This is a genomic window from Neobacillus ginsengisoli (genome assembly GCF_030813055.1).
The window spans coordinates 1-25025 of sequence record NZ_JAUSTW010000016.1; the positions used below are offsets into that span (position 1 = coordinate 1).

The 25025-nt window shown below is 37.5% G+C and carries 20 protein-coding genes and 2 pseudogenes; 14 read left to right on the forward strand and 8 right to left on the reverse strand.

Translation table 11 applies throughout. The features are described 5' to 3' along the window. Window positions 1–280: 280 nt before the first annotated feature. Window positions 281–484 (reverse strand): hypothetical protein, encoded by a 204-nt coding sequence (locus J2S10_RS26020; RefSeq protein WP_307413886.1) that lies wholly within the window; start codon window positions 482–484, stop codon window positions 281–283. Window positions 485–875: 391 nt separating this feature from the next. Between J2S10_RS26020 and J2S10_RS26025 the strand changes: the two genes are divergently transcribed. Both J2S10_RS26025 and J2S10_RS26030 read left to right on the forward strand, forming a co-directional pair. Continuing rightward, a complete protein-coding gene (locus J2S10_RS26025; protein WP_307413887.1) occupies window positions 876–1775 on the forward strand; it encodes an EamA family transporter in 900 nt (299 codons plus the stop codon). 156 nt (window positions 1776–1931) lie between these two features. Continuing rightward, window positions 1932–2170: pseudogene (locus J2S10_RS26030) on the forward strand (recombinase family protein); the annotation flags it as partial. Window positions 2171–2633: 463 nt separating this feature from the next. Here the strand turns inward: J2S10_RS26030 and J2S10_RS27585 are convergent. Both J2S10_RS27585 and J2S10_RS26035 read right to left on the reverse strand, forming a co-directional pair. Continuing rightward, window positions 2634–2792 (reverse strand): TRIC cation channel family protein, encoded by a 159-nt coding sequence (locus J2S10_RS27585; RefSeq protein WP_370876294.1) that lies wholly within the window; start codon window positions 2790–2792, stop codon window positions 2634–2636. A 163-nt stretch (window positions 2793–2955) separates the two neighbouring features. After that, window positions 2956–3174 carry a hypothetical protein gene (locus J2S10_RS26035; RefSeq protein WP_307413889.1) on the reverse strand — a complete coding sequence of 73 codons (219 nt, stop codon included), beginning with the start codon at window positions 3172–3174 and terminating at the stop codon, window positions 2956–2958. A 220-nt stretch (window positions 3175–3394) separates the two neighbouring features. Between J2S10_RS26035 and fdhF the strand changes: the two genes are divergently transcribed. The 5 genes from fdhF (at window position 3395) to fdhD (ending at window position 8151) form a co-directional block, all read left to right on the forward strand. Next, window positions 3395–6376 (forward strand): formate dehydrogenase subunit alpha, encoded by a 2982-nt coding sequence (gene fdhF / locus J2S10_RS26040; RefSeq protein ID WP_307413890.1) that lies wholly within the window; start codon window positions 3395–3397, stop codon window positions 6374–6376. Next, window positions 6351–6848, forward strand: a complete 498-nt coding sequence (locus tag J2S10_RS26045; protein ID WP_307413893.1) for a helical membrane plugin domain-containing protein — start codon at window positions 6351–6353, stop codon at window positions 6846–6848. The genes fdhF and J2S10_RS26045 overlap by 26 nt, the downstream gene beginning before the upstream one ends. Before the next feature lie 7 nt (window positions 6849–6855). Then, window positions 6856–7074: a copper chaperone gene (locus J2S10_RS26050; RefSeq protein ID WP_307413896.1), complete on the forward strand. Its 219-nt coding sequence runs from the start codon at window positions 6856–6858 to the stop codon at window positions 7072–7074. A 14-nt stretch (window positions 7075–7088) separates the two neighbouring features. Continuing rightward, window positions 7089–7220, forward strand: a complete 132-nt coding sequence (locus tag J2S10_RS26055) for a hypothetical protein (protein ID WP_307413898.1) — start codon at window positions 7089–7091, stop codon at window positions 7218–7220. A gap of 136 nt (window positions 7221–7356) precedes the next feature. Beyond that, window positions 7357–8151: a formate dehydrogenase accessory sulfurtransferase FdhD gene (gene fdhD / locus J2S10_RS26060; protein WP_307413900.1), complete on the forward strand. Its 795-nt coding sequence runs from the start codon at window positions 7357–7359 to the stop codon at window positions 8149–8151. A 165-nt stretch (window positions 8152–8316) separates the two neighbouring features. On the opposite strand, the gene J2S10_RS26065 is transcribed toward fdhD, so the two are convergent. Further along, a complete protein-coding gene (locus J2S10_RS26065) occupies window positions 8317–8463 on the reverse strand; it encodes a hypothetical protein (RefSeq protein WP_307413902.1) in 147 nt (48 codons plus the stop codon). Between the two features lie 299 nt (window positions 8464–8762). On the opposite strand from J2S10_RS26065, the gene J2S10_RS26070 reads away from it, so the two are divergent. Beyond that, complete coding sequence (locus J2S10_RS26070; protein WP_307413904.1) at window positions 8763–9323, forward strand: CBO0543 family protein; 561 nt, start codon at window positions 8763–8765, stop codon at window positions 9321–9323. Between the two features lie 428 nt (window positions 9324–9751). Here J2S10_RS26070 and J2S10_RS26075 read toward each other — a convergent pair. The 4 genes and pseudogenes from J2S10_RS26075 to J2S10_RS26090 all read right to left on the reverse strand — a co-directional run. Continuing rightward, window positions 9752–9874, reverse strand: a pseudogene (locus J2S10_RS26075) (SulP family inorganic anion transporter); the annotation flags it as partial. Between the two features lie 23 nt (window positions 9875–9897). Further along, window positions 9898–10494 carry a beta-class carbonic anhydrase gene (locus J2S10_RS26080; RefSeq protein ID WP_307413905.1) on the reverse strand — a complete coding sequence of 199 codons (597 nt, stop codon included), beginning with the start codon at window positions 10492–10494 and terminating at the stop codon, window positions 9898–9900. Window positions 10495–10598: 104 nt separating this feature from the next. Then, window positions 10599–12353: a SulP family inorganic anion transporter gene (locus J2S10_RS26085; protein ID WP_307413907.1), complete on the reverse strand. Its 1755-nt coding sequence runs from the start codon at window positions 12351–12353 to the stop codon at window positions 10599–10601. A 703-nt stretch (window positions 12354–13056) separates the two neighbouring features. Next, a complete protein-coding gene (locus J2S10_RS26090; protein WP_307413909.1) occupies window positions 13057–13926 on the reverse strand; it encodes a nuclease-related domain-containing protein in 870 nt (289 codons plus the stop codon). Window positions 13927–15674: 1748 nt separating this feature from the next. Here J2S10_RS26090 and J2S10_RS26095 point away from each other — a divergent pair. The 6 genes from J2S10_RS26095 (at window position 15675) to pulA (ending at window position 24866) form a co-directional block, all read left to right on the forward strand. Then, window positions 15675–16685: a LacI family DNA-binding transcriptional regulator gene (locus tag J2S10_RS26095; protein ID WP_307413911.1), complete on the forward strand. Its 1011-nt coding sequence runs from the start codon at window positions 15675–15677 to the stop codon at window positions 16683–16685. Window positions 16686–17056: 371 nt separating this feature from the next. Continuing rightward, window positions 17057–18739 carry a glycoside hydrolase family 13 protein gene (locus J2S10_RS26100; RefSeq protein ID WP_307413912.1) on the forward strand — a complete coding sequence of 561 codons (1683 nt, stop codon included), beginning with the start codon at window positions 17057–17059 and terminating at the stop codon, window positions 18737–18739. A gap of 146 nt (window positions 18740–18885) precedes the next feature. After that, window positions 18886–20157 (forward strand): sugar ABC transporter substrate-binding protein, encoded by a 1272-nt coding sequence (locus J2S10_RS26105; protein WP_307413914.1) that lies wholly within the window; start codon window positions 18886–18888, stop codon window positions 20155–20157. A 71-nt stretch (window positions 20158–20228) separates the two neighbouring features. Next, complete coding sequence (locus J2S10_RS26110; RefSeq protein ID WP_307413916.1) at window positions 20229–21200, forward strand: carbohydrate ABC transporter permease; 972 nt, start codon at window positions 20229–20231, stop codon at window positions 21198–21200. Further along, the gene (locus tag J2S10_RS26115; protein WP_307413918.1) at window positions 21200–22048 is read left to right on the forward strand and encodes a sugar ABC transporter permease; all 849 of its coding nucleotides are present in this window, start codon (window positions 21200–21202) and stop codon (window positions 22046–22048) included. Before J2S10_RS26110 ends, J2S10_RS26115 begins: the two co-directional genes overlap by 1 nt. Before the next feature lie 250 nt (window positions 22049–22298). Further along, window positions 22299–24866 carry a type I pullulanase gene (gene pulA / locus J2S10_RS26120; RefSeq protein ID WP_307413922.1) on the forward strand — a complete coding sequence of 856 codons (2568 nt, stop codon included), beginning with the start codon at window positions 22299–22301 and terminating at the stop codon, window positions 24864–24866. The last annotated feature ends 159 nt before the right edge of the window (window positions 24867–25025 follow it).

A 25025-nucleotide genomic window follows, 5' to 3' on the forward strand; every position in this document is an offset into this window, starting at 1 on the left:
AACTCATATCAATTACACGTAAATCCAAATACAAGGGTTATGAAATCCTGCGAATAAGTGAGCATTCGAGAGATAATCGTATCAAACTGAGGGAGTTTAATAAGAGAAATTTTAGTGGTACCAATAATTTGTCTAGTCATGAACCGCCTTCAGTTTAACTTCAAATGAAAACTTCCCCATAAAAAACTACACCTCCAATGGTTATTTGTGTCAAACAATTGGGGTGCAGTGCAGTTCACGTCCAAGGGGTTTTTAGTATTCGTACTTCCTAAAATCCCAGTTATGGTAACAAAAAAGAGGTTGGGTATCTTAAAGGAACGGCAAAAGTTGCGTCTTGCGTATGATGATAATGAGGATGGTGATGATGATGGTATCCAATTCCATAAGAAAGGTATCCGTATCCCATATGGATTCCGTAGTAAGGATATGGCATATAGCCTGTTCCATAATGATAAGGCATATAGGCTCTCATATCTAAATTCATGTTTTCACCTACTTATTTGAGGGAGAATGTCTAGCCTATTTCATGATATGACCTATAACTAGGAAAGAGCTTTTCTTTATTCAAATTAGGTGATTACCTACTATGCACACCTGTACAAGCAGAAAAAATAGTACAGGATATGGAAGACAGATTGTGAAATATTGTACTTAAACTATTGGGGTGCATTACTTCAACAATTAGTTAATGCCATTTTCTTCTTCAAGTAACGGTTCATGTTGACAATATTCATTATCTATTTTAGTCTAAATGTTAATTGAATACTAAAATTCGTTTGTAAGTGGATTTTTCTAGAGATTACTCTATTTTCGCCACACAGTTGTCTTTCGACAGTTGTGTGGCTTTTTTATTTTTACTGAAGGGAGCTAAAAGGATGAAATTTTGGCAACATATATTTCTTGTATTTTTAGGTGGATGTTGTTATGGAGTATTGTCGACTTTTGTGAAGCTTGCTTATTCAGCTGGCTTCACGACCGCAGAAGTTACAGGCGTACAATTTATATTTGGTTCAATACTAATCTGGTCTGTCGCATTAGTAACAAAAAAGCAAAGGTTAACGGTAAATAAAACTTTTAAGATACTATTATCAGGGATTCCGCTTGGTTTAACAGGTGTTTTTTATTATTATTCTCTGCAAACACTCCATGCATCACTGGCAATTGTTTTTTTGTTTCAATTTGTTTGGATGGGCACTTTTTTGGAGTGGATTATTTATAAAAACAAGCCTAGTAAAGGTAAGGTTGTTACGATTGTGATATTAATCATAGGCTCCATTCTTGCAGCTGGTCTTATTTTAAAAGGAGAAAAACTCCCACCCTGGCAAGGAACAATTTGGGGAATAATTTCGGCATTGTCATATACAATTTTCATTTTTTTAAGTAGTTCAGTCGAAAAAGATACCCCACCAATATTAAAAAGTGCGCTTCTTTCGACCGGTGGTTTATTTGTTGTCATGTCCATCTTTCCACCATTTTATATATTTAAGTTACCTGTTTTAATTGGGTTGTCACCGTATGGATTATTTCTTGGTTTGTTTGGGGTAGCATTACCTCCTCTTTTATTTTCAATTGGGATGCCATTTATCGGACCAGGACTTGGTACGATTTTAACCTCATCAGAGCTTCCGGTTGCAGTTACCCTATCTGCATTTATATTAGGCGAACATATAACCATATACCAATGGTTAGGTGTTATTTTAATATTTTGTGGCATTGTAATAGGTAATTGTAAGACTCAAAAAGGAAAGAGACAGATTGTGAAGAATGGTACTTAAACTACCATGGGAGAACGAGTTAAAATCCCATCCTCTGTGGTGCAGCTCTGCTGCATGGACGGCTATCGGGTGCTTTTGTTGAAGAAGATTATTGAAGTCGTTTCCACTTGGAAATCGGCTTTTTTATTTTTTGGGGGTGTTATATCTTAAGAGTATCTAATATTAAGTGTGATGTTAGCTTTTTCCGAGTCTGAAAGGGACATGATTGTAGAACGGACACAAGAAGGAAAGGCCATTGCTAAATAACGTGACCATTTTAGAGAGGACAGACCGAAAAAGTACAGTAAAAAGCAAATGGAACATGCTTTGGAGCTGCTGGAAAAACAATCATACAAACAGGTTGAGGAACAACAGGGATAAGCAAAAGGACGCTTATACGGGCTAAAAAACAGTAGGAGCAACTCTGACAATAAAGGAGAGAATTTTGCAATATACCGGCTTAGTGGTCGATATTTTGTTCTTTCGCGCTAATATTCGTTTTATTTTGAGCGCTTAAAAGGCAGTTTATTAAGTGTAGTGTTTTTCAACAAATGGGAAGATTGTTGGAGAAGAGGTTGGTCAAATTATGTTTTCTATAAGTTTAATATTAAGCACGGTGAACCGTATCATAAGTAAATGAGGTTTTTTATCCCTTGTAATCATATAAATTCCTGCATTAAAAAAACCGTTCTTCCTTCATTAGGAGTAAGAATCGGCTTTTTTTCTATTTTATAATTGAATTTTTTAATTATATGTCCTTCTTTCATGCCAGAGTCCGCTCCTTTTAAGAGTGCAGGGAAGATACAGCCGCCACTGATAGTGAATGGCAGACATGCGTAAGGCCATTACAACAATGACAATGAGAGTTGACAATGAGAGTTAACTGAAAGGGGGGCTCCAACCCAGCCAAATACATATAGTGCATAAAATCGTTAAAGTAGCATGAATTTCTTCTTTTAAAGCAAGCGGTTTTCGAGCAGCTAAGATGTCTCGAATCATCCCCCCTCCAACGCCGGTAAACATCGATGCCAAGACCATAAGAATAGTATTGCAGACCGATTAGTGAAAAAAAGATCATGATAATGCTACAAATAGTATCGCCAAAATAAAGGTGACTTTCCCCCAGAGCGTTAATACGTCGGGGGTAAGGCGCCTTTTTGTGATTTTACCATTATTAAAATGGTTCCTCAATTGTTGATTTTTATGGCAATAAATAAATTTCACAGTTTGGGGGTTGGCCTAGTTTTGAAGTCTGCAAACGACCTTCCATGACGAGTTCGTGTAAACCGTTTTCAACTTCTGAAACAGCAATTCCTAATAAATCAGCCACTTTTACGGAAGAAATAGACATGTATTTTGGTCGGTGTGTTGATGAAGTAATCATGGTATGGACATATTGATATAAGTTTTCTTTTTCCAAAAATATCCCTCTCTTTCTTTTCCGCCCCAATTAAATTCCAAAAATATTTAAGTCATTAATAAAATTCCCATTATAGTAAACATTATGACATGAACCCAATTTGAATTAATGGAAATATGATATTTTCAAACCCACAACATATAAGGACTGCATATAGGATGAATCGGGAAGTAAAAGTCAGGAACTGTAGCTAAATACCAGGAAAATAGGAGGAAACGTCGTGGAAGAGTCAACCTTTTTAGTGGAGATTAATGGAAAAGAGTACGAAGCTAAACTGGGTCAAACCATTTTAGATGTCGCCAGGGAAAAAGATGTTTTTATTCCTGGCATTTGCTATCACTCGAACTTAGGAACTATTCAAACATGTGACACTTGCTATGTGAATGTGGGCGGTGAAATAGTTCGATCCTGTGCTACAAGAGTGGTGGAAGGAATGAAAATTGATAGCCTTTCACAACCAGTCAAAAATGCACAAAATGAGGCCATGGACCGCATTTTAAAGAACCATGAACTTTATTGTACGGTTTGTGATAATAATAACGGGAACTGCACAATCCATAATACAGTGGAACTCATGGGCGTCGAACATCAACAATACCCGTTCGAAGCAAAACCGTACCCGCCTGATAATTCACATCCATTTTACCGATATGAGCCAGATCAATGCATATTGTGTGGTAGATGTGTGGAAGCTTGTCAGGACTTGCAAGTAAATGAAACTCTAACCATTGATTGGAGTAGAGAGGCACCGCGTGTTATTTGGGATAATGATGTACCAATTGATCAATCATCCTGTGTTTCGTGCGGACATTGTGTCAGTGTATGTCCATGTAATGCTCTCATGGAAAAATCGATGTTAGGGAACGCAGGCTTTTTAACAGGGATTCCTCCTAAAATTTTAGGGCCGATGATTGATTTAACGAAAGAGGTTGAGCCAGGTTATAAAGAGATTTTTGCTATATCCGAAGTAGAAGCATCTATGAGAAAAGCCAGGATTAAACGTACGAAAACCGTTTGTACCTATTGCGGTGTCGGCTGTAGCTTCGAGGTTTGGACAAAGGGCCGTGAAATATTGAAAATTCAAACAGATACAGAAGCACCGGTTAATGGAGTTTCCACCTGTGTCAAAGGGAAGTGGGGTTGGGATTTCGTCAATAGCGAAGAGCGATTGACAAAGCCATTAATTCGAAAAGGGAATGAGTTTGTCGAATCCACTTGGGAAGAAGCACTTGATCTCATTGGTGAAAAGCTTGGACATATCAAAAGAAAATATGGGCCAGACTCAATTGGATATATTGCTTCATCTAAATGCTCCAATGAGGAAAACTATTTGTTCCAAAAATTAGCCCGAGCTGTAATGGGCACCAACAATGTTGATAATTGCTCGAGATATTGTCAATCCCCCGCTACAGCAGGTTTGATGAGAACGGTTGGTTTAGGAGGGGACTCTGGAACGATTAAGGACATCATGTCATCTGAACTAATTATCATAATTGGGGCTAACCCTGCAGAATCGCATCCTGTATTAGCAACCCGTATCAAACGAGCCCGTAAACTACATGGACAAAAATTAATTGTAGCAGACATTAGAGAAAACGAAATGGCACAGCGGGCTGATTTTTTTATTCATCCAAAACCCAGCACGGATTTAATATGGCTGTCTGCTGTTACGAAATACATTCTTGACCAAGGGTGGGAAGACAAAGATTTTTTGAAGAATCGTGTGAATGATTTTGAAAAATACGTAGCATCTCTCGAAAAATTCACTTTAGGTTACGCAGTAGAAAAAACAGGTCTTACAGAGGAAGAATTGGTAAGGCTTGCGACGATGATTCATTCCGCCAAATCTGTTTGTGCTTTATGGGCAATGGGGATCACTCAACATATGGGGGCAACAGAAACTAGTACGGCTATTTGTAATCTCCTTTTAATTACGGGTAATTTTGGCCGGTCTGGTACCGGCGCCTATCCACTCAGAGGCCATAACAATGTTCAAGGAGCATGTGATTTTGGAACAATGCCAGCCTGGATGCCTGGCTATGAACCAGTCCAGGATCCACAAGTGCGAGAGCGCTATGAAGAAGCATGGGGCGTGAAGCTACCGGAAGAGCCTGGTATGGACAACCACCATATGGTTGAAGGAATGGACAAAGGAAAATTGAAGGCACTATATCTGTTTGGTGAAGATATGGCGCTTGTCGATGCAAATTCAAACCATGTGGAAGCGGGATTTGAAAGGTTGGAGTTTTTTGTCGTTCAGGATATTTTCTTTAGCAGGACAGCCCAGTTTGCTGATGTAGTTCTGCCCGCTGCACCAAGTCTTGAAAAGGATGGCACGTTTACCAATACCGAACGAAGGATTCAGCGCTTCCATAAAGTGTTTGAGCCGCTGGGTGAATCTAAGCCTGATTGGGAAATTATTAAGGAAGTGGCCAATCGCCTTGGAGCCAATTGGAATTATAAACATCCGAGCGAAATTATGGATGAGGCGGCAAGTCTTGCACCATTATTTGCCGGGGTAAGCTATGAACGTCTGGAAAGATGGAATAGTCAGTTATGGCCAGTATCGAAAAATGGTAAAGATACGCCGCTTTTATATACAGAACGATTCTCGTTACCTCAAGGCAAAGCTAGATTGGTGCCAGTTGATTGGACACCGCCGTTTGTCGCAGGCGAAGAATATGATTTGCATTTAAATAATGGTCGTTTATTAGAGCATTTCCATGAAGGAAACATGACGTATCAATCTGAAGGGTTAATTCACAAGGTTCCTCATCCATGGCTAGAAGTATCACCTGAACTTGCACATGAAAGGAACCTGGAGGACGGTTCTTTGGTTGGGCTTACTTCTCCATATGGACATGTTGAAGTAAGAGTCATTGTTACGGACCGAGTAAAAGGAAAAGAACTTTATTTAACGATGAATACCAGAGAAGAAATCGAGGCAGTCAACCGACTAACAAGCAGTTACCACGATACGGTTACCCATACTCCGGCTTATAAGGAAGCTGGTGTGAAAATGGAGTTGTTGGAAACAAAAGGAGAATCTCCATTACCTAGACATAATCATCGATATGGAAATAGGGTTCCACAGTTAAGTGTGAAGGTGGAAGATAAGTGGAAACGTTCAGATTACACTCCTATCCCGGAGCTCATTCAATTAAAGGGGGACGAATATGGCCAAGGCAATCAAGCAAATTAGGAAAGAGTTACCTAATCAAGAAATGGAACAATCACAAGCAGTTTCTGAGATCATTCAGGAGTTGGCTGCTAATAAGGAAGCCATTTTAGAAGCTATTAGCATCATTAAGGGGCTCCACGAGACGAAGGTCTTGGATGCCGTACATGCCATGGTCGAACAGCGGACTGAGATTGGGGCCATTGCTATTCAGCAAGTTAATCAGCCAACCATGCACAATGTTATTAAAAATGGAATGAGTGCCTTTTCGTTTTTAGGCTCCTTACAGCCCGGCCAGCTGACAACGATACTGGATGGACTTGGGCAGGGTTTAAAACGTCTTTCTAATACCGGCCAAAAAGGCGAAAAGCAAAGCCTTTGGAAATTAAGAAAAAGACTGTGGAGCCCGGAAATACGAGCAGCCATGACAACCATGGTTGATTTTATGGATGGAATGGGCGAAGTATTTTTGCGTAACAGGCGGGAAAATCCATAAGGGAAGGATGATCACCTTGGAAACAGGTGTTGTTACAGTGAAAAATATGGTGAATCAACAGGATGCAGATAAAGTTTTACAAGCCATAGAACATGTATGGGGTCTGAATAGAGCCGAAGTCATATTCTCCAAGAGCCAAGCAATCTTTACTTATGATGAACGGATGGCGTCTTCACAAGATTTTGAACAAGCGATTATTGAAACTGGATTTGAAATTGCTCATTAATTGGAGGTGCTGCAATGAAAATTTGCGAAGTATGTGGAACAAAAGAAGAAATGGAGAATAATGGTGAGGAAACAATTGTATCGATCATCCTCCATGTTTGTGAAAGCTGTATGGAAGACCGCAAATGGCACATTATTGAAAACTGAGTATTTTGTTGGAAAATCAGGTTGTGCTTTATTTAACGTGCTTTGATCATTTTGATTTGAACTTGAAACAGTTTATTGTACGAGTAAAATATGTTCCTAAGATCATCCAATCTGTTTTACAGCAGGTGAGATAACATTGAAACTAATTGAGGTTAAACGGCAGATTCTTCGGCTTGGAAAGGGAATTACCGAACATATTGAAGACAGTGTCGTAACTGAATATCCAGTAACGATTAAAATTAATGGGGAAGAATTTGTCACACTCGTATGTACACCTGAGTATATTGAAGATTTAGTTGTAGGATTTTTGGCTTCAGAAGGAATCATCCGAAGATATGATGATATTGAAGATATGTGGATGGAAGAAAACAACGGATTTGTCCATGTGAAAACAAATAATATCAATCCTTATTATCAAAACTTCCATAATAAACGCTATGTAACCTCATGCTGTGGCATGGGCCGACAGGGATTTGTTTTTGTTAATGATGCCATAAATGCCAAGAAAATCGATTCTGTCAGCTTGAGAATATCCTCTGATGAATGTTTTAAGCTAATGAATGAGATGCAACAATCATCCATTATTTTCAAAAGCACGGGGGGTGTACATAATGCTTCCTTATGTAAGGTTGATAAAATGATTATAAACAGGATTGATATCGGACGTCACAATGCATTGGATAAAATTTACGGGCACTGTTTAAAAAATAATATTTCACTTCAAAACAAGTTACTCGTGTTTAGTGGACGCATTTCATCCGAAATCATATTAAAAGTAGCGAAAATTGGCTGTGAAATGGTCTTGTCAAAATCAGCCCCAACTGAACTTGCACTACAGCTAGCGGAACAATTGGGCATTACAACAATTGGCTTTGTCAGAAATGAGACATTAAATGTGTATACCGGTCGTGAAAGGCTGGATGTCGTGTAAGAACAAATAACTGGAACTCTTTTTTTTTCTTCTTCAACTAAAGGAGCACCATTCCTTGAATAAAGTTGTTCGGTAAGAACATTACTGTAACAGGCATAAATTTAAAGTATGTAATAGAGGATCGGGACATCCCAAATCCTCCTCAAATATTCAAATACTTTTCTTTTAACAACAGTGTCCGTAATGATGCCAAGGATGATGAAATCCGTAATCACCATAGAAAGGGTAATGGTGATGATGAAAGCCGTAACCATATGGATGATAGCCATATCCCATCATCGGATAACCGTATGGACCAAAGTAAGGGGGCATTTAAACACCTACTTTCCATTTATTTTTATTACACTTTAGACATATGTCAGATGGTTTAGAAATGAGCATTTCTTATCTAAAAATGGGCATTACATTAAACAAATAAAAATGGAACCGTAAGAAGATTATTGAGAATATAAGAAAAGGTTCTTCTTTAACTAGTGGGTGCTTTAGTTACACAACAAATGGGCTGTTTCGGCAGTTCTTTTTTCATTATCGTTAATTAACTAAAGTGGCAGAATAGTTGAACAAGGATTGGGAATACTGGTGTTATATTATTTTTAAAGGTGAATTTAAAAATGACACCATTGATTAGTAAAGAAGAAATTATAAGCTCTGATAAGTTTTTTCAAAGAATTCATAAAGTAGAAGTGGACTATGTAAACTATTGGAAAGAACATACGTTGTGGCACTGGGAATTTTGGCTATCAGTAGCCTTATCAATCATTCCTTGGTTTGTATGGATAATACTGCGAAAGCGTGGAAGTGAAGCAAGATTGCTTTTGGCTGGAAGTTTTGGGTTAAGTGTAGCGTTTTGGTTTGATTTTTTGGGACTTGTTTTTGGGCTCTGGCATTATTCTGGGAGAGTATTGCCTACCATTCCAACGTTTTTACCTTGGGATTTTACTTTAATACCTGTAACTCTTATGCTTTGGCTACAATTTAAACCAACTCTAAATCCCTTTTTTAAAGCTGTTATTTATTCCGCACTGACATCCTTTATAGGTGAACCTTTATTTGAATGGATCGGATTTTATACTACTATAAAATGGAGTATTTTTTATTCCTTTCCAATTTATATTATTATCTATTTAATTGCTTATCGAATTAGTAAGGCTAAATCATTTGATCCTTTGTGATAACTAAACGAATACTTTTAAAATAGCTTAGATTGTGAAAAAATTCACTTATACTACTATGAAAGAACGTAGTTTTCTTACATTTTCTGTGGTGAAGCTCTGCTTCATGGGTGGCTAACGGGTGCGATACTTGAATAGAAATGGGGCCACAACTTTAAGGGATTGTAGTAGAAGAGATTGTGAAGGATTCTACTTAAAAAATGGGTGCGTAGTTAAATAAGCAATTCTGTACGAAAATGAATCGACTTTTTTTATTTTGATATTTTCTTAGTGTTTAAAATTTCCGAAATGTGGCGGTACCCGAACTATTAAAAGTTAAAGAATAAGAAAAACAAGATAAAAAGAAGCCGTTTTTCCCTTAGCGTAGGAGAAAACGGCTTTTTGTTTCCAAAAAATGTACTAGCGTGGGTTTTATGTCAAAATGTTGGCGGTACCCTTCCTTTAGCAATGGCAAAGGATATCGCTAAAGGAATCGCTACAATCCCGACGATCAATCCAGCAACTGCATCTTTCTGAAAATGCCCTAAGTTATTTCCTCGAAACCTTCTAGTGGGGAATCATTTAGAAACCTCACTTATAGGCTGGGTATGTTTGTGCTGTTTGACTTTATATCTTTATATCCGTCGATTACCAGATCCAATTTTCCTGTTTCAGGATCAATCACCATCCCATGAACAGTTATATTTTTAGGGAATAATGGGTGACTTTTAATTAAACGGACACTGTTGGCGACACTTTCTTCTACACATTGAAACCCCGTCAGCCACTTGGACAAATCAATCCCAGCGTTTGTGAGAATATCGATCCGCTCCTCGTCAATTCCATTCTGTTTTGCTTTTTTTAGAATAGAGGATGCTTCTAGACCTACCATGCCACATCCATGATGCCCAATAACACACACTTCTTCAGCCTTTAGTTCATAAATAGCGACTAGAATGCTGCGCATGATACTGCCGAAAGGATGAGAGATAACAGCCCCGGCGTTTTTGATCATTTTCACATCCCCATTTCCTAGACCCATTGCTTTGGGGAGTAATTCCAGCAAACGAGTATCCATACAAGTTAGGATGACTAGTTTTTTATCTGGAAATTTTGTCGTCTTAAACTCCTCATACTGGTTTTGATTCACAAAATCCTTGTTGTAGTCGAGAATTTTAGAAATCGTGGACATAATTTTTTCCTCCATTTAATGATTTAGTATTCTTAATAAAAAAATCCATAGTTATCTTTTTTATGTTTTTATTAACATAAGCTCCTAAAAAGGGGGATGTTCAATTAAGTTAACCCAAGCTCACGTTTTGTTTTACTTTTTGCTTTAGGGTTTGCTTTTTCTTTTGAGAGGGTTGAACATTCAGTAAAAGAAAAATGTTTACACCCTTTACATCGATTAACATCCAGTTTTGAGAGAGCATAATTGATAGCATTACCTGTATGGGCAAAGAAATTTTCCTCACCTGCCAATTGATAAAAACCAGTTTTCTTAAAAAAATCTTCCAACTGTGGCTGGATACCAGAAAATATTACTTGTTGGTTATTATCCTTGAATTTTTTTACAAGATTCATGAAAAGCGCCTCCCCGGACGAATCTACGATGGAAACTTTACTCATTCTTAATAGGAGCACTCTTGGTTTTAAATGCAGAATTTCTTCCATTTCCTCCTCAAACTGCTCGATAGTGCCAAAGAATAATGGGCCTTCTAATGTATAAATGTGAATTTGTGGGCAGTTTGAACCCTGTTTCACCATTTCGGGTTTTACCATTTTATCGTTTGGATCAGGTAAAACCTTTGATACTTTTAACGTACTGCTTATTCGGATGACAAAAACGAGGAGAGCTAAAAGCAGACCTGCTCCAACGCCTGTAGTTAAATCTATAAAAACGGTTAGCAGAAAAGTAGAGACTAAAACAAGGGAATCCATCGTTTTTGATTGTAAGATATGAGCAAATTCCTTGCGCTCACTCATATTCCAAGCGACATACATAAGAATGGGAGCCATACTAGCCAAAGGAATGGAAGAGGCATAGGGTGCTAACAGTACTAACACAAGTACTACGACAACACCATGTATGACACCCGATAAAGGGGAGAACGCACCGTTTTTAATATTCGTTGCCGTTCGCGCAATCGCACCAGTGGCAGGAATTCCTCCAAATAAAGGGGTGACGATATTGGCTAATCCCTGTCCAATCAACTCTTTGTTACTATCATGCTTACTGCCGGATATGTTGTCTGCTACTAATGCAGATAATAATGATTCAATCCCCCCAAGCATGGCAATTACGAAAGCGGCAGGAAGGAGTTCAATCACTACGTTAATCGTTAACTCAGGGAACCCGAATTTTGGTAATTCATTTGGAATGGCTCCATAAGTTGAACCGATGGTTGCTACCTGATTTGGAAAGAACAGCGCAGCAACAACAGTTGAAACCATTAATCCTAACAAGGCACCTGGAATTTTAGGCAAATATTTTGGTGCTAATATGACAATAGCTAAACATATACTTGCTGTTAAAATACTATATATATTGATTGTATTTAAATTAATTAAAATTTCTTTCATTTTCAAATGAAAGGCTTCTTCTTTTTTTAAGTTTTCAAGCCCCAGGAAATTGGCAATCTGGCCAGAAAAGATAATCACGGCAATTCCAGCAGTAAAGCCGATTACCACTGGACGAGGGATGAATTTTATATACCTTCCTAATTTAAACACACCCATAAGAAGAATTAAAATCCCTGCCAAGAAGCCGGCGATTAACAGCTTTTCATAACCAAACTGGATCACCGCTCCCAATAAGACCGGGACAAAGGCTCCAGTCGGGCCTGCAATTTGAAATTTAGAACCTCCAAAAAGAGAAACAATGATTCCGGCAATTGCCGACGTATAGAGTCCATACTCTGGTCTTACCCCTGAAGCAATCGCGAAAGCCATTGCTAAAGGAATTGCAACAATCCCAACAACTAACCCGGCAATCAAATCTTTTTGAAGATAGCGTAAGTTGTATCCAGAAAACCTTTTAAATGAAACCATTTATTACATCCTTCCATTTCTATTTTGAATAGTTTTTCACAAGTAAAAAGGATAAAGCTAATTTCCAGTGCGACAATGTTTCTAACCTTTACTATTTCTTTCATTAACTTTTGAAACAAGAAATCATAGTTGTAAAAAACCTCCTTCAAAACTATGTGATGCTCTGTAAATTTCCTGCTGTCTCTTTCCATTTAGAGATACGCTTTGAGGGATGAAGAGTTTCACTTTTTTGAATTTTGATACATATTTACCAAATTATTCTCTTATGTTTTAGGGAAATGGTCCAAGAATTTGTTAAAGCGGTAACAGAAATATAGTAAATTTTCGGGATATGGTAAGTTTTAAAGAGGAAAAGATGATCGAGAAGATCCGGAGGAAGCGCTCATAATTTGAGTGCTTTTTTTATATACGAGAAAATCCATCTTCAGGAGGTTTCAAGTCACTTACTGATGGATTTTTTGTAATAGTTTATACCAAGGTTTTTAGGGGAAACCAAGGTTTTCATTTTATGGATTAAAGATATGAAAGTTATTCAAAATTAAGAGTAATTTTAATGCAATATTATTTATTGCTCTCCACAAGTGGAGTCACCACTGGTAATGTAAAAATGAACAGAAAAAGGAGCGATTTCCGCTCCTTTTTTTTGTCACTGTCCAATCTGTCTTGATAAGCCGGATGCCCCATAAGGATATACTCCCTCTCATTAAATATAATTGGCGCTTTCGATAAGATGCTTTATATTATTAAGCTGAAAAGCTCCATAAATTCTTTTTTGGGATGTAAGCTCATTTATAAAATACTGTTGTAATTGCTCTTTATTCGTAAACCGTTTTACTATGCTGTTATCCGACCAATCGTGTACCTCTTTTTTAGCGTGATTAAAAAATACCAAGTTATTTATCCACGTTTTGATATCTTGACTTTGTAAATAAGTTGATAGGATGACGGCTGTCTGTTGAACCTCGCTAATTGGATTTTCATAAGTCTTTACAGTTAATGATCCCGACTCAGCTTTATCAAATATAAGCGTGTCCTCTTTTTCACTGTCTAATAAATCTGCTAAAAAAGAAAACCTGTGGCTGCCCTTTCTTGTCAATCCCATTACTATGTGGCCCTTCCAGTTTTTTGTTTCTATAACATATATACCGGTTGGTAATAATACAAGGTGATCTATCTGCCTGGTTTTACCGTTTTCTTCCGGTATATAAATGTTCGGCATAAGAATCATTTCATCTGGTGAAACGATTCTTTTACTAATCAAATCTGATTTAAAATTTTCTAGTATCTGATGGGTAATGATTTCCCCTTGGTTTCTATAATTTTTCCGTATATCTTCATTTTCGATCATTAGCTTTTCTATTTCGCGTTTGTATGATTCGGACAAAAGTATAGCCTGCTCATCGAAATTTGCTGCTGCGGATTCCATAGAAGCTTTTTGTAATTCTTTAAAAGCGGCTAACTCTTGGTAATGGTTGCTTCTCATTTCTTTTTGTATAGCCTTTTCCTTTTTTACTATATATGCTAACCAAGCGACAGACGCAGCAAGTAAAGTGGAAATAATTAACCAGGTCATTTATCTTCTCCTTAATTTACAATATTCTTTGTTATCAATGAATCGAGGGCCTGGAAACGTCGCTTTGCTGCCTATCTCTTTTATGGTGAATTCTGCTTCCTGGTATAAGCCGGCAGGGATATATAAGCCTGGGCAGGGTAGGTCTCCTGTTTTGGCTATTTTCCTGTATTGGCAGAAGTTCAATATGGATAAAAAGAAATGACCAGGATCAAATTGGATTCTGGTCTTTTTTATACGTAAAAGGTGCCGCCGTGATACCTCGCAAGGGGATACGACTGATACGCCATGCTTGCCAACGGAAATAGAAAACGTCATGCGATGGTAGCTTCTTGAATGTGTATAGGGAATCTTTTTATTGCCAAATTGTATATAGTGTATCGAACATCTACCTTCTGAGGTCTATTATAACAATATATTTGACTAACAGCTTAGAGATTGGGGTTTAAATGTAAAATAGTAAATTAATACTATATGGGTTTTATTAAAAAAACATAAGTTAGGTAAAAGGAAAAAATGAGAGCCGCCGTGGCTCTCATGTATGGATTAAGGAAAGGCACTCATCTTATCATTGGGGGAATTTGAAATAGATGGGAAATGTGAATTGATTGTTTCTTATACGTAATCGATGTTGAAAGTGGACAAAAAAGCGGAGAAGGTCCATTAGACTCTTCTACGCTCTGAATGCTGCAACCTTTGCAGCATTTTTTTTTGGAGGATTGAATTTTATCGGATATTCTCCTGAATGGGGTGTTCAATATCTTACTATGAAAAGTAAAGTTTGATTTATATTTATAAAAATGATCATCCAAAGTTTTCTTTCATCAATCCTGGTGCCAGTCACCACACGGCTTTTGTCGAAGCATGATTTGACATATTTTTTACCGGTTAAGCAGCAAAATTCCCTTTATAGTGGGCAATTACGCAAAACTAATCAAACGTTTGATTGAAAACGAATTAGGTCTAAATTGGTTGAGAAATGTCATTTCACTTAAATGAAAGGCAAGATTTGAAATGATCCTTTAAAAATAGGCTCTGTTAAACTTGGTTGTTGATTTCCGCTCCTGGCGCTCGCTTTCCGCGGGGAGGTCCGAGAGCCTCCTCGGCGCTAAATGCGCCTGCGGGGTCTCCCGTGACCTCTCTATCCCGCAGGAGTCGAGCGCCCTCCGCTCCAATCAACAGTTGTAAAAAATCAACATTTGCCTTTAACACAGCCTAAAAATAAAACATTAATTGACATTCTTTTTAGCTAATACGACAGTAAAATCCTTTAGAATAAAGGGCTGGCGGCATATTTAATCAAACGTTTGTTTAAGAAGCATTTCGCGTGTAATAGGTCGAAAAATGACATTTTGCTAGCTGCAAATGAAATAAATAAAGCGAAAAGTCCAAAGAGGTTTTTCGCTTTTAAATTAATAAGAATTTTAAAATCCTGCTAGAATACTTCAAGGGGCGATTTGCTGGGAAACAGGCAAATGGCTAGATAAGGATTATTAAGTTAGTAATAGAGATTTCTAGATTTTAGGACTAAAATGAAATAGAAAATAGAGGTTAAAAACCTCTAAAGAGCAGGTGGAATTAGTAGTTATACTTCTATAAAGATTAAACGTTTTCTTAAAATTAAACTGATTTATTTCCGAAAAAGTCTTATATTATTGGCGATTATAATAATATATTGACACAAATTTCAAAATATAATATTATGGAAACGTAAACATATGTTAAACGTTTACGTAAAGGCGGTAAATTTAATGAATTCTACAATAAAAGATGTAGCGAGAAAAGCAAATGTTTCGATTGCGACCGTTTCAAGAATCCTAAATAACAAAACGGGATTTTCTGAAAAAACAAAAAAAAAGGTATTAAGAGTAATTGAAGAACTGGGTTATCAACCCAATGCACTAGCACGTGGACTTATCAATAAAAACACGCAAACAATAGGTGTTCTAATACCAACCGTTTCAAATATGTTCGCCTCCGAAATACTAAGTGGCATAGAGAAACACGCAAACGATTTGGGATATAGTGTTATTGTTTGTAATACAGGTAGTATTGGTAAAAGAACAATAGATTATTTACAAGTCCTTTCAGAGAAGCGCGTCGATGGTGTTATTATTGTCAGTGAGTTTATTTATGATGATTACCACAAGATTTTGAATGATATGGATATTCCCGTTGTATTGGTTTCTACCATTTCTTTAGAGTTTCCGATTCCATATGTCAAAGTCGATGATCGACATGCGGCATTCACTGCAACGAATTACCTAATAAAAAAAGGTCATACGAAAATTGCAATGATTGCTGGGGATGCAAAGGATCCTCTAGCAGGAAAACCGAGAATCGAAGGCTTTAAATCAGCTCTTCTTTCTAGTGGTCTACAAATAAATGAAGATTACATTATTGATTGTCAGACTTTTAGTCATGAAGATGGAATTAAAGCTATGGAAGAAATTCTTCAAAAACAATTAGATATTACTGCGATATTTGCAAGTAGTGATGAATTAGCAGTTGGTGCAATGTCTGTCGCATATAGGAATGGAATCAAAATTCCTGATCAACTTTCAATAATTGGATATGACAATACAAAATTAGCAGAAATGATAATCCCTTCCTTGACAACCGTTGCTCAACCTCTATTTGATATGGGAGTTGTTGCAGCAACTATGCTTTTTGAGATAAAGGAAACAGGTGAAGTTATACAAAGTCGTATAATGAGTCATGAAATTGTTGAAAGGGAAACAGTAAGAAGCTATTTTTCATAATTGCTTCTTTTACACAAAAACGAAAACGTTTACGTTTTTAGTTGGATGAATCAGGTTGTGGAAAGAAAGTGCTGTGTATCAATTTATCCAGGAGTTTTTAAAAGAAGCGATTGTGATTTTGTTGAAAGGGAAATAGTAAGAAGTTATTTTTGATAATTGTTTTTTACATAAAAACGAAAACGTTTACGTAATTAGTTTGTATAGTTAGATGAATAAGGCATGGTGGAAAGAAAATGTTGTGTATCAAATCTATCCAAGAAGATTTAAGGACCGTAATTGTTATACTGTTCGAAGGGAAAAGTAAGAAGTTTTTTGGATAATTTTTTTAACACAAATACGTAAACGTTTACTCAAAAAGTTAGAGGAGTTAGATGTATATGGCATGGTGGAAAGAAAGTGTTGTGTATCAAATCTATCCAAGAAGTTTTAAGGATAGTAATGGTGATGGAATTGGCGATTTAAAAGGTATTACGTCAAAAATCGAGTATCTAAGAAAACTTGGGATTGATGTGATTTGGTTATCACCAATTTACAAGTCACCGAATGATGATAACGGTTACGATATTAGTGATTACCAAACTATTATGGATGAATTTGGAACGATGAAAGATTTTGATGAGCTCCTTGAGACAGCGCATCAAAATGGAATAAAAATAATGATGGATTTGGTAGTGAACCACTCTTCAGATGAGCATTCTTGGTTTGTTGAGTCAAAATCGTCAAAGGATAATATAAAAAGAGATTGGTATATATGGAAACCAGGTAAGAACGGAAATGAACCTACCAATTGGGAAGCGTCATTTAAAGGCTCGACATGGGAATATGATGAAACGACGGGAGAATATTACCTACACTTATTTAGTAAAAAACAGCCGGATTTAAATTGGGAGAATCCGAGTTTAAGAAGAGAGATTTATAACATGATGACTTGGTGGCTAGACAAGGGGATTGATGGCTTCAGAATGGATGTCATTAACTTCATTTCTAAGGACACTCGTTATCCTGAGGGTGAAATCATTGAGGGGAAAAAATATGGCAATGGATCAAAATATTATATGAATGGTCCAAGAATCCATGAATTTCTCCAAGAAATGAATAAAGAAGTTTTATCTAAGTATGACATTATTACAGTCGGTGAAACACCTGGGGTAACACCTGATGAAGCAAAGCTCTACACCGGTCATAATAGAAATGAATTAAACATGGTCTTTCAATTCGAACATATGGGACTAGGTGATGGGTCTGAAGGAAAATGGAGTAACCAACCATGGAAACTGAGTGATCTGAAGCAAACGTTGACACGCTGGCAGAAAGGATTAGAGGATGATGGGTGGAACAGTTTGTATTGGAATAATCATGATCAGCCAAGAGTGGTTTCTCGTTTCGGAAATGATCAAGAGTACCGAGTGGTGAGTGCAAAAATGCTCGCAACATGCCTTCATATGTTGCAAGGGACACCTTATATTTACCAAGGTGAAGAAATAGGAATGACAAATGTTTCTTTTGAATCACTCGATCAATATAAAGATATTGAGACTTTGAATGCTTATAATGAGCTTGTCTCTGGACATCGCTTAAGTAAGGAAGAAATGATGAAGGCGATTCACGATCGAGGTAGAGATAATGCTCGAACACCGATCCATTGGGATGGTACTTCAAATGCTGGCTTCACAACTGGTACACCATGGATAGAAGTCAATCCAAATTATAAAGAAGTGAATGTTGAAAGGTCAATAAAAGATAAAGGCTCAATCTTTTATTTTTATCAAAAGCTTATTCGTCTTAGAAAAGAGCATGAAATCATTGTCTATGGTCGTTATGACCTGATTTTAGAAAATGATGAGCAAATTTATGCTTACACTAGGTCATTAAATGAGGAAAAATTACTTGTTATATGTAATTTTTCATTGGAATCACCTAAGTTTACGCTACCGGAAGGTATTGAATATACAAGCTCAAAACTTCTCATCAGTAACTACGAAGTAATAGATGATGAAACTTTTACAGATTTTGTAATGAAGCCGTACGAAGCAAGAGTCTATAAATTAATATAGAAAGCAAGTAAATGCGATTATTTCCAGCTATGCAAGAGATTGCGCGATAATGCCCCCTTTCTAATGCAAAGATTCATAACAGGTTTTTAATGAGTTACCTCAGGGACCATTTGCTTATAATTTATATTTATAAAGGAGGAAAATGTATGAAAATTTGGTCAAAAATAATATCTGGTGTTGTATCTGTAGGGATGATTGGAGGATTATTGGCAGGCTGTAGTTCCAGCAGTAATTATTCTGTCTCGAATAATAACTCCACTGGTAGTGCATCAAACAAAATTCCGAGTGGTCAAACCTTAACCATTTGGTCATGGGATGGAAAACCGAAAATCGATGTCTTAAAAAAGGCTGCCGATTCATGGGCGAAAGAGCATGGTGATACAGTAAAAGTAGTCGATCAGTCAGCGAATTCAAACGGTATGCAATTCTATGCAACGTCTGCCAGAACCGGTAAAGGACCTGATATCGCGTATGGTATTGCGCATGATAACAATGGTCAGTTTGTCCAACAAGGATTAGTCGAACCGCTTCCAAAAGGAATTTTCAATCCGAACGATTATACAAAAACAGAAGCCGATGCTGTAACAGTGAATGGAAAAGCTTACTCAATGCCAGTGGGTGTTGAAACAACAGCATTATATTACAACACAGATAAAATAAAAACAGCTCCAACAACTTGGGACGAGTTTGTACAAGATGCCAATCAAAATGGTTTTGGTTTTGAATTTACTAATCTTTACCATAACTATGCTTTTATTGGCGGTCTTGGCGGTTATGTGTTTAAAAACAATAAGGGAACTCTTGATCCAAAGGATATTGGTTTAGGTAACGATGGGGCAGTACAAGCATTAAGTCTTCTGCATGATATGAATGCAAAATATCATTGGATGACTCCGGATGTAACCGATGCGATTGCAAAAGCTCAGTTCTCCTCTGGAAAAATAGGGATGTATATTAGCGGTCCATGGAACATTCCTGATTTCAAAAAAGCGAATATCCATTATGCCGTTGCACCACTTCCAACGTTATCAAACGGTCAACCGGCAACACCTTTCATGGGTATAAAAACAGCTTTTGTTAATGCGCGCAGTCCGCAAAACTTACGCCCAGCTGAATGGAGCTTACTGCAAGCTATTACGAACGCTACTCAACAAGAGGAATTATTCAAAGAGACTCAACAAATACCAACGCTTGTGAAAGTACAAAATGAGTCGGCTGTCCAGAATAATCCAGATATTAAAGCTTTTGCCGATCAAGTAAAAACGGCTGTACCTATGCCGAATATACCGCAAATGCAAGCCGTTTGGGGAGCGATGAGTGTCATTAAAAATGTTATTAGCGGTAAAATCTCCCCGGAAAAAGGCGCAGAAGATTTTGTCAATAACACCAAAAAAGGTATCCAAGTTCAAGGTTCTTAAAATTCCGATCAAGCAGGGGAAGGTGGCCATCCGTCGCCTTTTCCATTCTTTAAAATAAAGGTGGGATTAACATGGAAAGCACAGTTAACGTAAGCGGCCACATAAAGCAAAAACAAAAAAACAAAAAGCGGCGAAAAACGGATTGGTCAGCATATGGATTTTTATCACCAGCTATAATATCTATTTCTGTCTTAAGCATTGCTCCGATTATATACACGATGTATATTGCTTTTACGAATTTCAACTCTGCTCATTTCCTAGATTATCAATGGGTAGGTTTGAAAAACTTTCAAGCACTTTTAAACCCAAGTAATCCGTTATCCACTCTCTTTATTCCCACTTTTATGTGGAGTATATTTTTTGCGGTTGTCTCTACCCTGCTTAATTATTTAGTAGGATTAACATTAGCGGTTATTTTAAATAACAAAAATATGCGCGAATCAGCAATTTATAGATCTATTTTAATTATACCATGGGCGGTTCCTGCACTGATTAGTTTGCTTGCATGGCAGGGACTTTTAAATGATACGTACGGACAAATAAATGCACTTTTGCATTCGATTGGACTTCCCCGCATCCCATGGCTAAATGACCCGACTTGGGCAAAAGTTTCCATTATTATGGTCAACTGTTGGGCGGGTTTTCCTTACATGATGACAGTTTGTTTAGGGGGATTACAAGCGATTCCAACTGAATTATATGAGGCAAGTGCAATGGATGGAGCATCATGGTTACAGCAATTTCGTTTAATTACGATGCCGGTGATTTGGAAGATCAGCCTTCCTCTTATTATTCCAAGTTTTGCTTTCAACTTTAATAATTTTAATGCGGTGTATTTATTGACACAAGGTAACCCTGCACGTTCAGATAATCAATTTGTGGGATATACCGACAACTTAGCATCAGCTGCTTATAAGATGACTTTGTCATTTAACCGGTTTGATTTATCGGCGACGATTTCCATCATCTTATTTATATTCGTAGGTGTCCTTACATTAGTCCAAATGAAGTATACCCGTGCCTTTGAGGAGGATGACAATTAATGAGAGAAAAACGTAAAAAACTAAAACCGGGTGAAGGTCTCGTTCTTTGGATTTCTCGTTTAATTATTTGGTGTGTTATTTTAATCACTATCATTCCCTTGCTTTTTGTCGTAACTGCTTCATTTAATCCAACGAATACCTATTTTTCTTCATCTCTTATACCGAATCACTTTTCGTTGAACAACTATATTAAGCTTTTTCAGGATGGGCAATTCCTTATTTGGGTAAAAAATAGCCTGATTGTCGGTTTAAGCGTCGCGATTGGTCAAGTTTTCTTTACCGCAACCTCCGCATTTGCTTTTTCGAGATTGCGCTTTTATGGGCGGAAGTATGGATTAATGACCCTTTTAATTTTGCAGATGTTTCCGAATTTTTTGGCAATCGCTGCCATTTATGGGGTTTTGGCAAAGTTTGGCATGATTGATAGTATTGCAGCTTATGTTCTTGTCATGCTTGGTGGAAGTGCTTATAATATTTGGCTTCTTAAAAATTATTTCGATACAGTTCCAAAAGAACTTGATGAATCTGCCATTATTGATGGCGCAAATGCTTGGCAAAGGTTTCTAAAGATCTTGCTGCCTTTGTCGATGCCTATGTTGGTCGTCATCTTCTTGTTCACATTAATGGGGGCATTTGGTGAATACGTATTAGCTGGAACGATTATTCAATCACCGCAAAATTATACCTTGGGTGTAGGAATGTATTCGATGATTAGCGGGAAATTTGCACAAAGCTGGGGAGAGTTTTCGGCTGCCGCGTTACTTTCTGCATTGCCATTAACAATTGTTTTCGGTTTGTTACAAAAGTACATTGCTTCAGGGTTAGTTGCCGGTTCTGTTAAAGGTTAAGTAAGTTTACTATTTATATAATTGGGAAGTTTGTATGAATTGTTATTTATAAAAGAAATGAGCGGGGTACAACGACACCATCGATGAAAAGGATGCAAAGGGGTTCAGAGAGTCACGACCTTGTATTAACGAATTCCTTTATTAACTTTGTGGATCACCCTTTATCGTTTCGATAGCATTCTTTCATCTAAAGCTGTTTCATAGGATAAAAAATGCTTTTTCAATAAACCAATAAAAGGTGTGTTTATTAGTGTCATTCATTCGTTCGAAATATAATCATTATGTCATTCTTTTCATTGTGTCCATAATGTTCCTAACAGTCTGTATCGGTTCTTTTTCATCCCATAAAACTTTAGCAGATTCCAACTCGACAGAAGTCATGGTACATTATCATCGTTTTGATTCTAACTATACGAATTGGGATTTGTGGATGTGGCCTTATCAGCCAGTTAATGGTAACGGATCCGCTTATGAGTTTTCTGGAACTGATGATTTTGGTGCCACGGCAGATGTTCAAATGCCTGGAGATAATACACAGATAGGTTTGATTGTTCGTAAGAATGATTGGAGCCAGAAAAATTCACCGGGCGATCTTCATATTGATCTTACAAAAGGCCATGAAGTATGGATTGTACAGGGAGATCCCAATATTTATTACAATCTAAGCGATGCAAAGGCTGCCGCGATACCGTCTGTTTCGAATGCGTATCTTGATGATGAAAAAACGGTATTAACAAAGCTAAGTAACCCGATGACGCTAACCGCTGGTTCAAGCGGCTTTACGGTTACAGATAAAACGACAGGGGAACAAATTCTAGTTACCTCTGCAATAAATGCGAACCCAGCTTCCTCGTCTGGGCAGACGGATCTTGTTCAATTGACGTTAGCAAGTGCACCGGATGTCTCGCATACATTACAGGTAGATGCTGCTGGTTATAAATCGGTAAATATTATCCCGCGGAATGTACTAAATCTGCCTCGTTATTATTATAGTGGAAGTGATTTGGGGAATGTATATTCGAATAAGGCAACTGCCTTCCATGTATGGGCTCCAACTGCTTCGGATGTCCAAGTGCTTTTATATAATAGTGAAACAGGACCTATAACCCAACAGCTTGAAATGCAAAAGAGTGATAACGGCACATGGAAACTTCAGGTTCCTGGTAATCTGAAAAACTGGTTTTACCTCTATCAAGTCACAGTGAATGGGAAGACACAAACGGCCGTTGACCCTTATGTACGTGCTGTTTCTGTCAATGCTACACGGGGCATGATTGTGGATTTAGAAGATACTAATCCTGCAGGATGGAAAGAAGATCATCAACAGACACCTGCAAATCCAGTAGATGAAGTAATTTATGAAGCCCACGTACGTGATTTTTCGATTGATGCTAATTCCGGCATGAACTATAAAGGCAGATATTTAGCCTTTACAGAGCATGGTACGAAGGGCCCGAATAATGTGAAAACGGGTATTGATAGTTTGAAGAAATTAGGAATCACTACCGTTCAATTGCAGCCGGTTGAGGAGTTTAACAGCATTGACGAAACCCAACCGAATATGTATAACTGGGGCTATGATCCAAGAAATTACAACGTTCCTGAAGGGGCGTATGCAACCACACCGGAAGGAACGGCTCGCATTACCCAATTAAAACAATTGATTCAAAGCCTTCATCAAGACCGAATCGGTATCAATATGGATGTGGTCTACAACCATACCTTTAGTACCCTGGTATCTGATTTTGATAAAATTGTTCCGCAATATTATTATCGTACAGATAGCGCAGGGAATTATACGAATGGCTCAGGCTGTGGTAATGAGGTTGCGATTGAACATCCAATGGCCCAGAAGTTTGTTCTGGATTCAGTTAAGTATTGGGTAACCGAATACCATATCGACGGCTTTCGTTTCGATCTTATGGCCCTTCTAGGAACAGACACCATGGCTAAAATTTCAAAAGAGCTGCATGCAATCAACCCTGGCATTGTTTTGTATGGAGAACCATGGACTGGCGGTACATCAGGATTACCAAGTGACCAATTGTTGACGAAGGGCCAGCAAAAGGGCTTAGGAATTGGTGTATTCAATGATAATATTCGAAACGGGCTCGACGGTAATGTTTTTGAGAAATCGGCACAAGGATTTGCAACAGGGGATCCAAATCAAGTTGATATCATTAAAAATGGTGTTATAGGCAGTATTCAGGATTTCACCTCAGCACCTAGCGAAACCATTAACTATGTAACAAGCCATGATAATATGACATTGTTGGATAAAATTATGACAAGTAATCCAAACGACTCACAAGCTGATCGAATTAAGATGGATGAATTGGCTCAAGCTGTTGTATTTACTTCACAAGGTGTTCCATTTATGCAGGGTGGAGAAGAAATGCTCCGGACTAAAGGCGGGAATGATAATAGCTACAACGCTGGTGACCAAGTGAATCAGTTTGATTGGTCAAGAAAAGCACAATTTGAAAATGTATTTGACTATTATTCCGGTTTGATTCATCTACGTGATAAGCACCCAGCATTCCGAATGACTACAGCAGATCAGATCAAACAACATCTCACTTTCTTGGATAGTCCGACGAACACCGTGGCATTCCAATTAAAAGATTATGCAAATCATGATAAATGGAAAAACATTATTGTTATGTATAATCCAAATAAAACTTCACAAACTCTTACTCTACCAAGTGGAAATTGGACAATTGTAGGATTAGGAGACCAAGTTGGTGAGAACTCACTAGGGCATGTAACAGGTAAAGTTCAGGTACCGGCTATTAGTACGATTATTCTTAAACAATGAACAACGAAAAATGTTAACGATTAAAATTAGTATCACTTAAAGAAACGATTTGTAAAACAATTAAGGTCCATTTACACGAGGTCTGTGTAAATGGATATTTTGTTTATCCGTATCAAGTGTTAAAGAGGTGAAAGGTAAAAGGCAAATTCGAAAGGAATA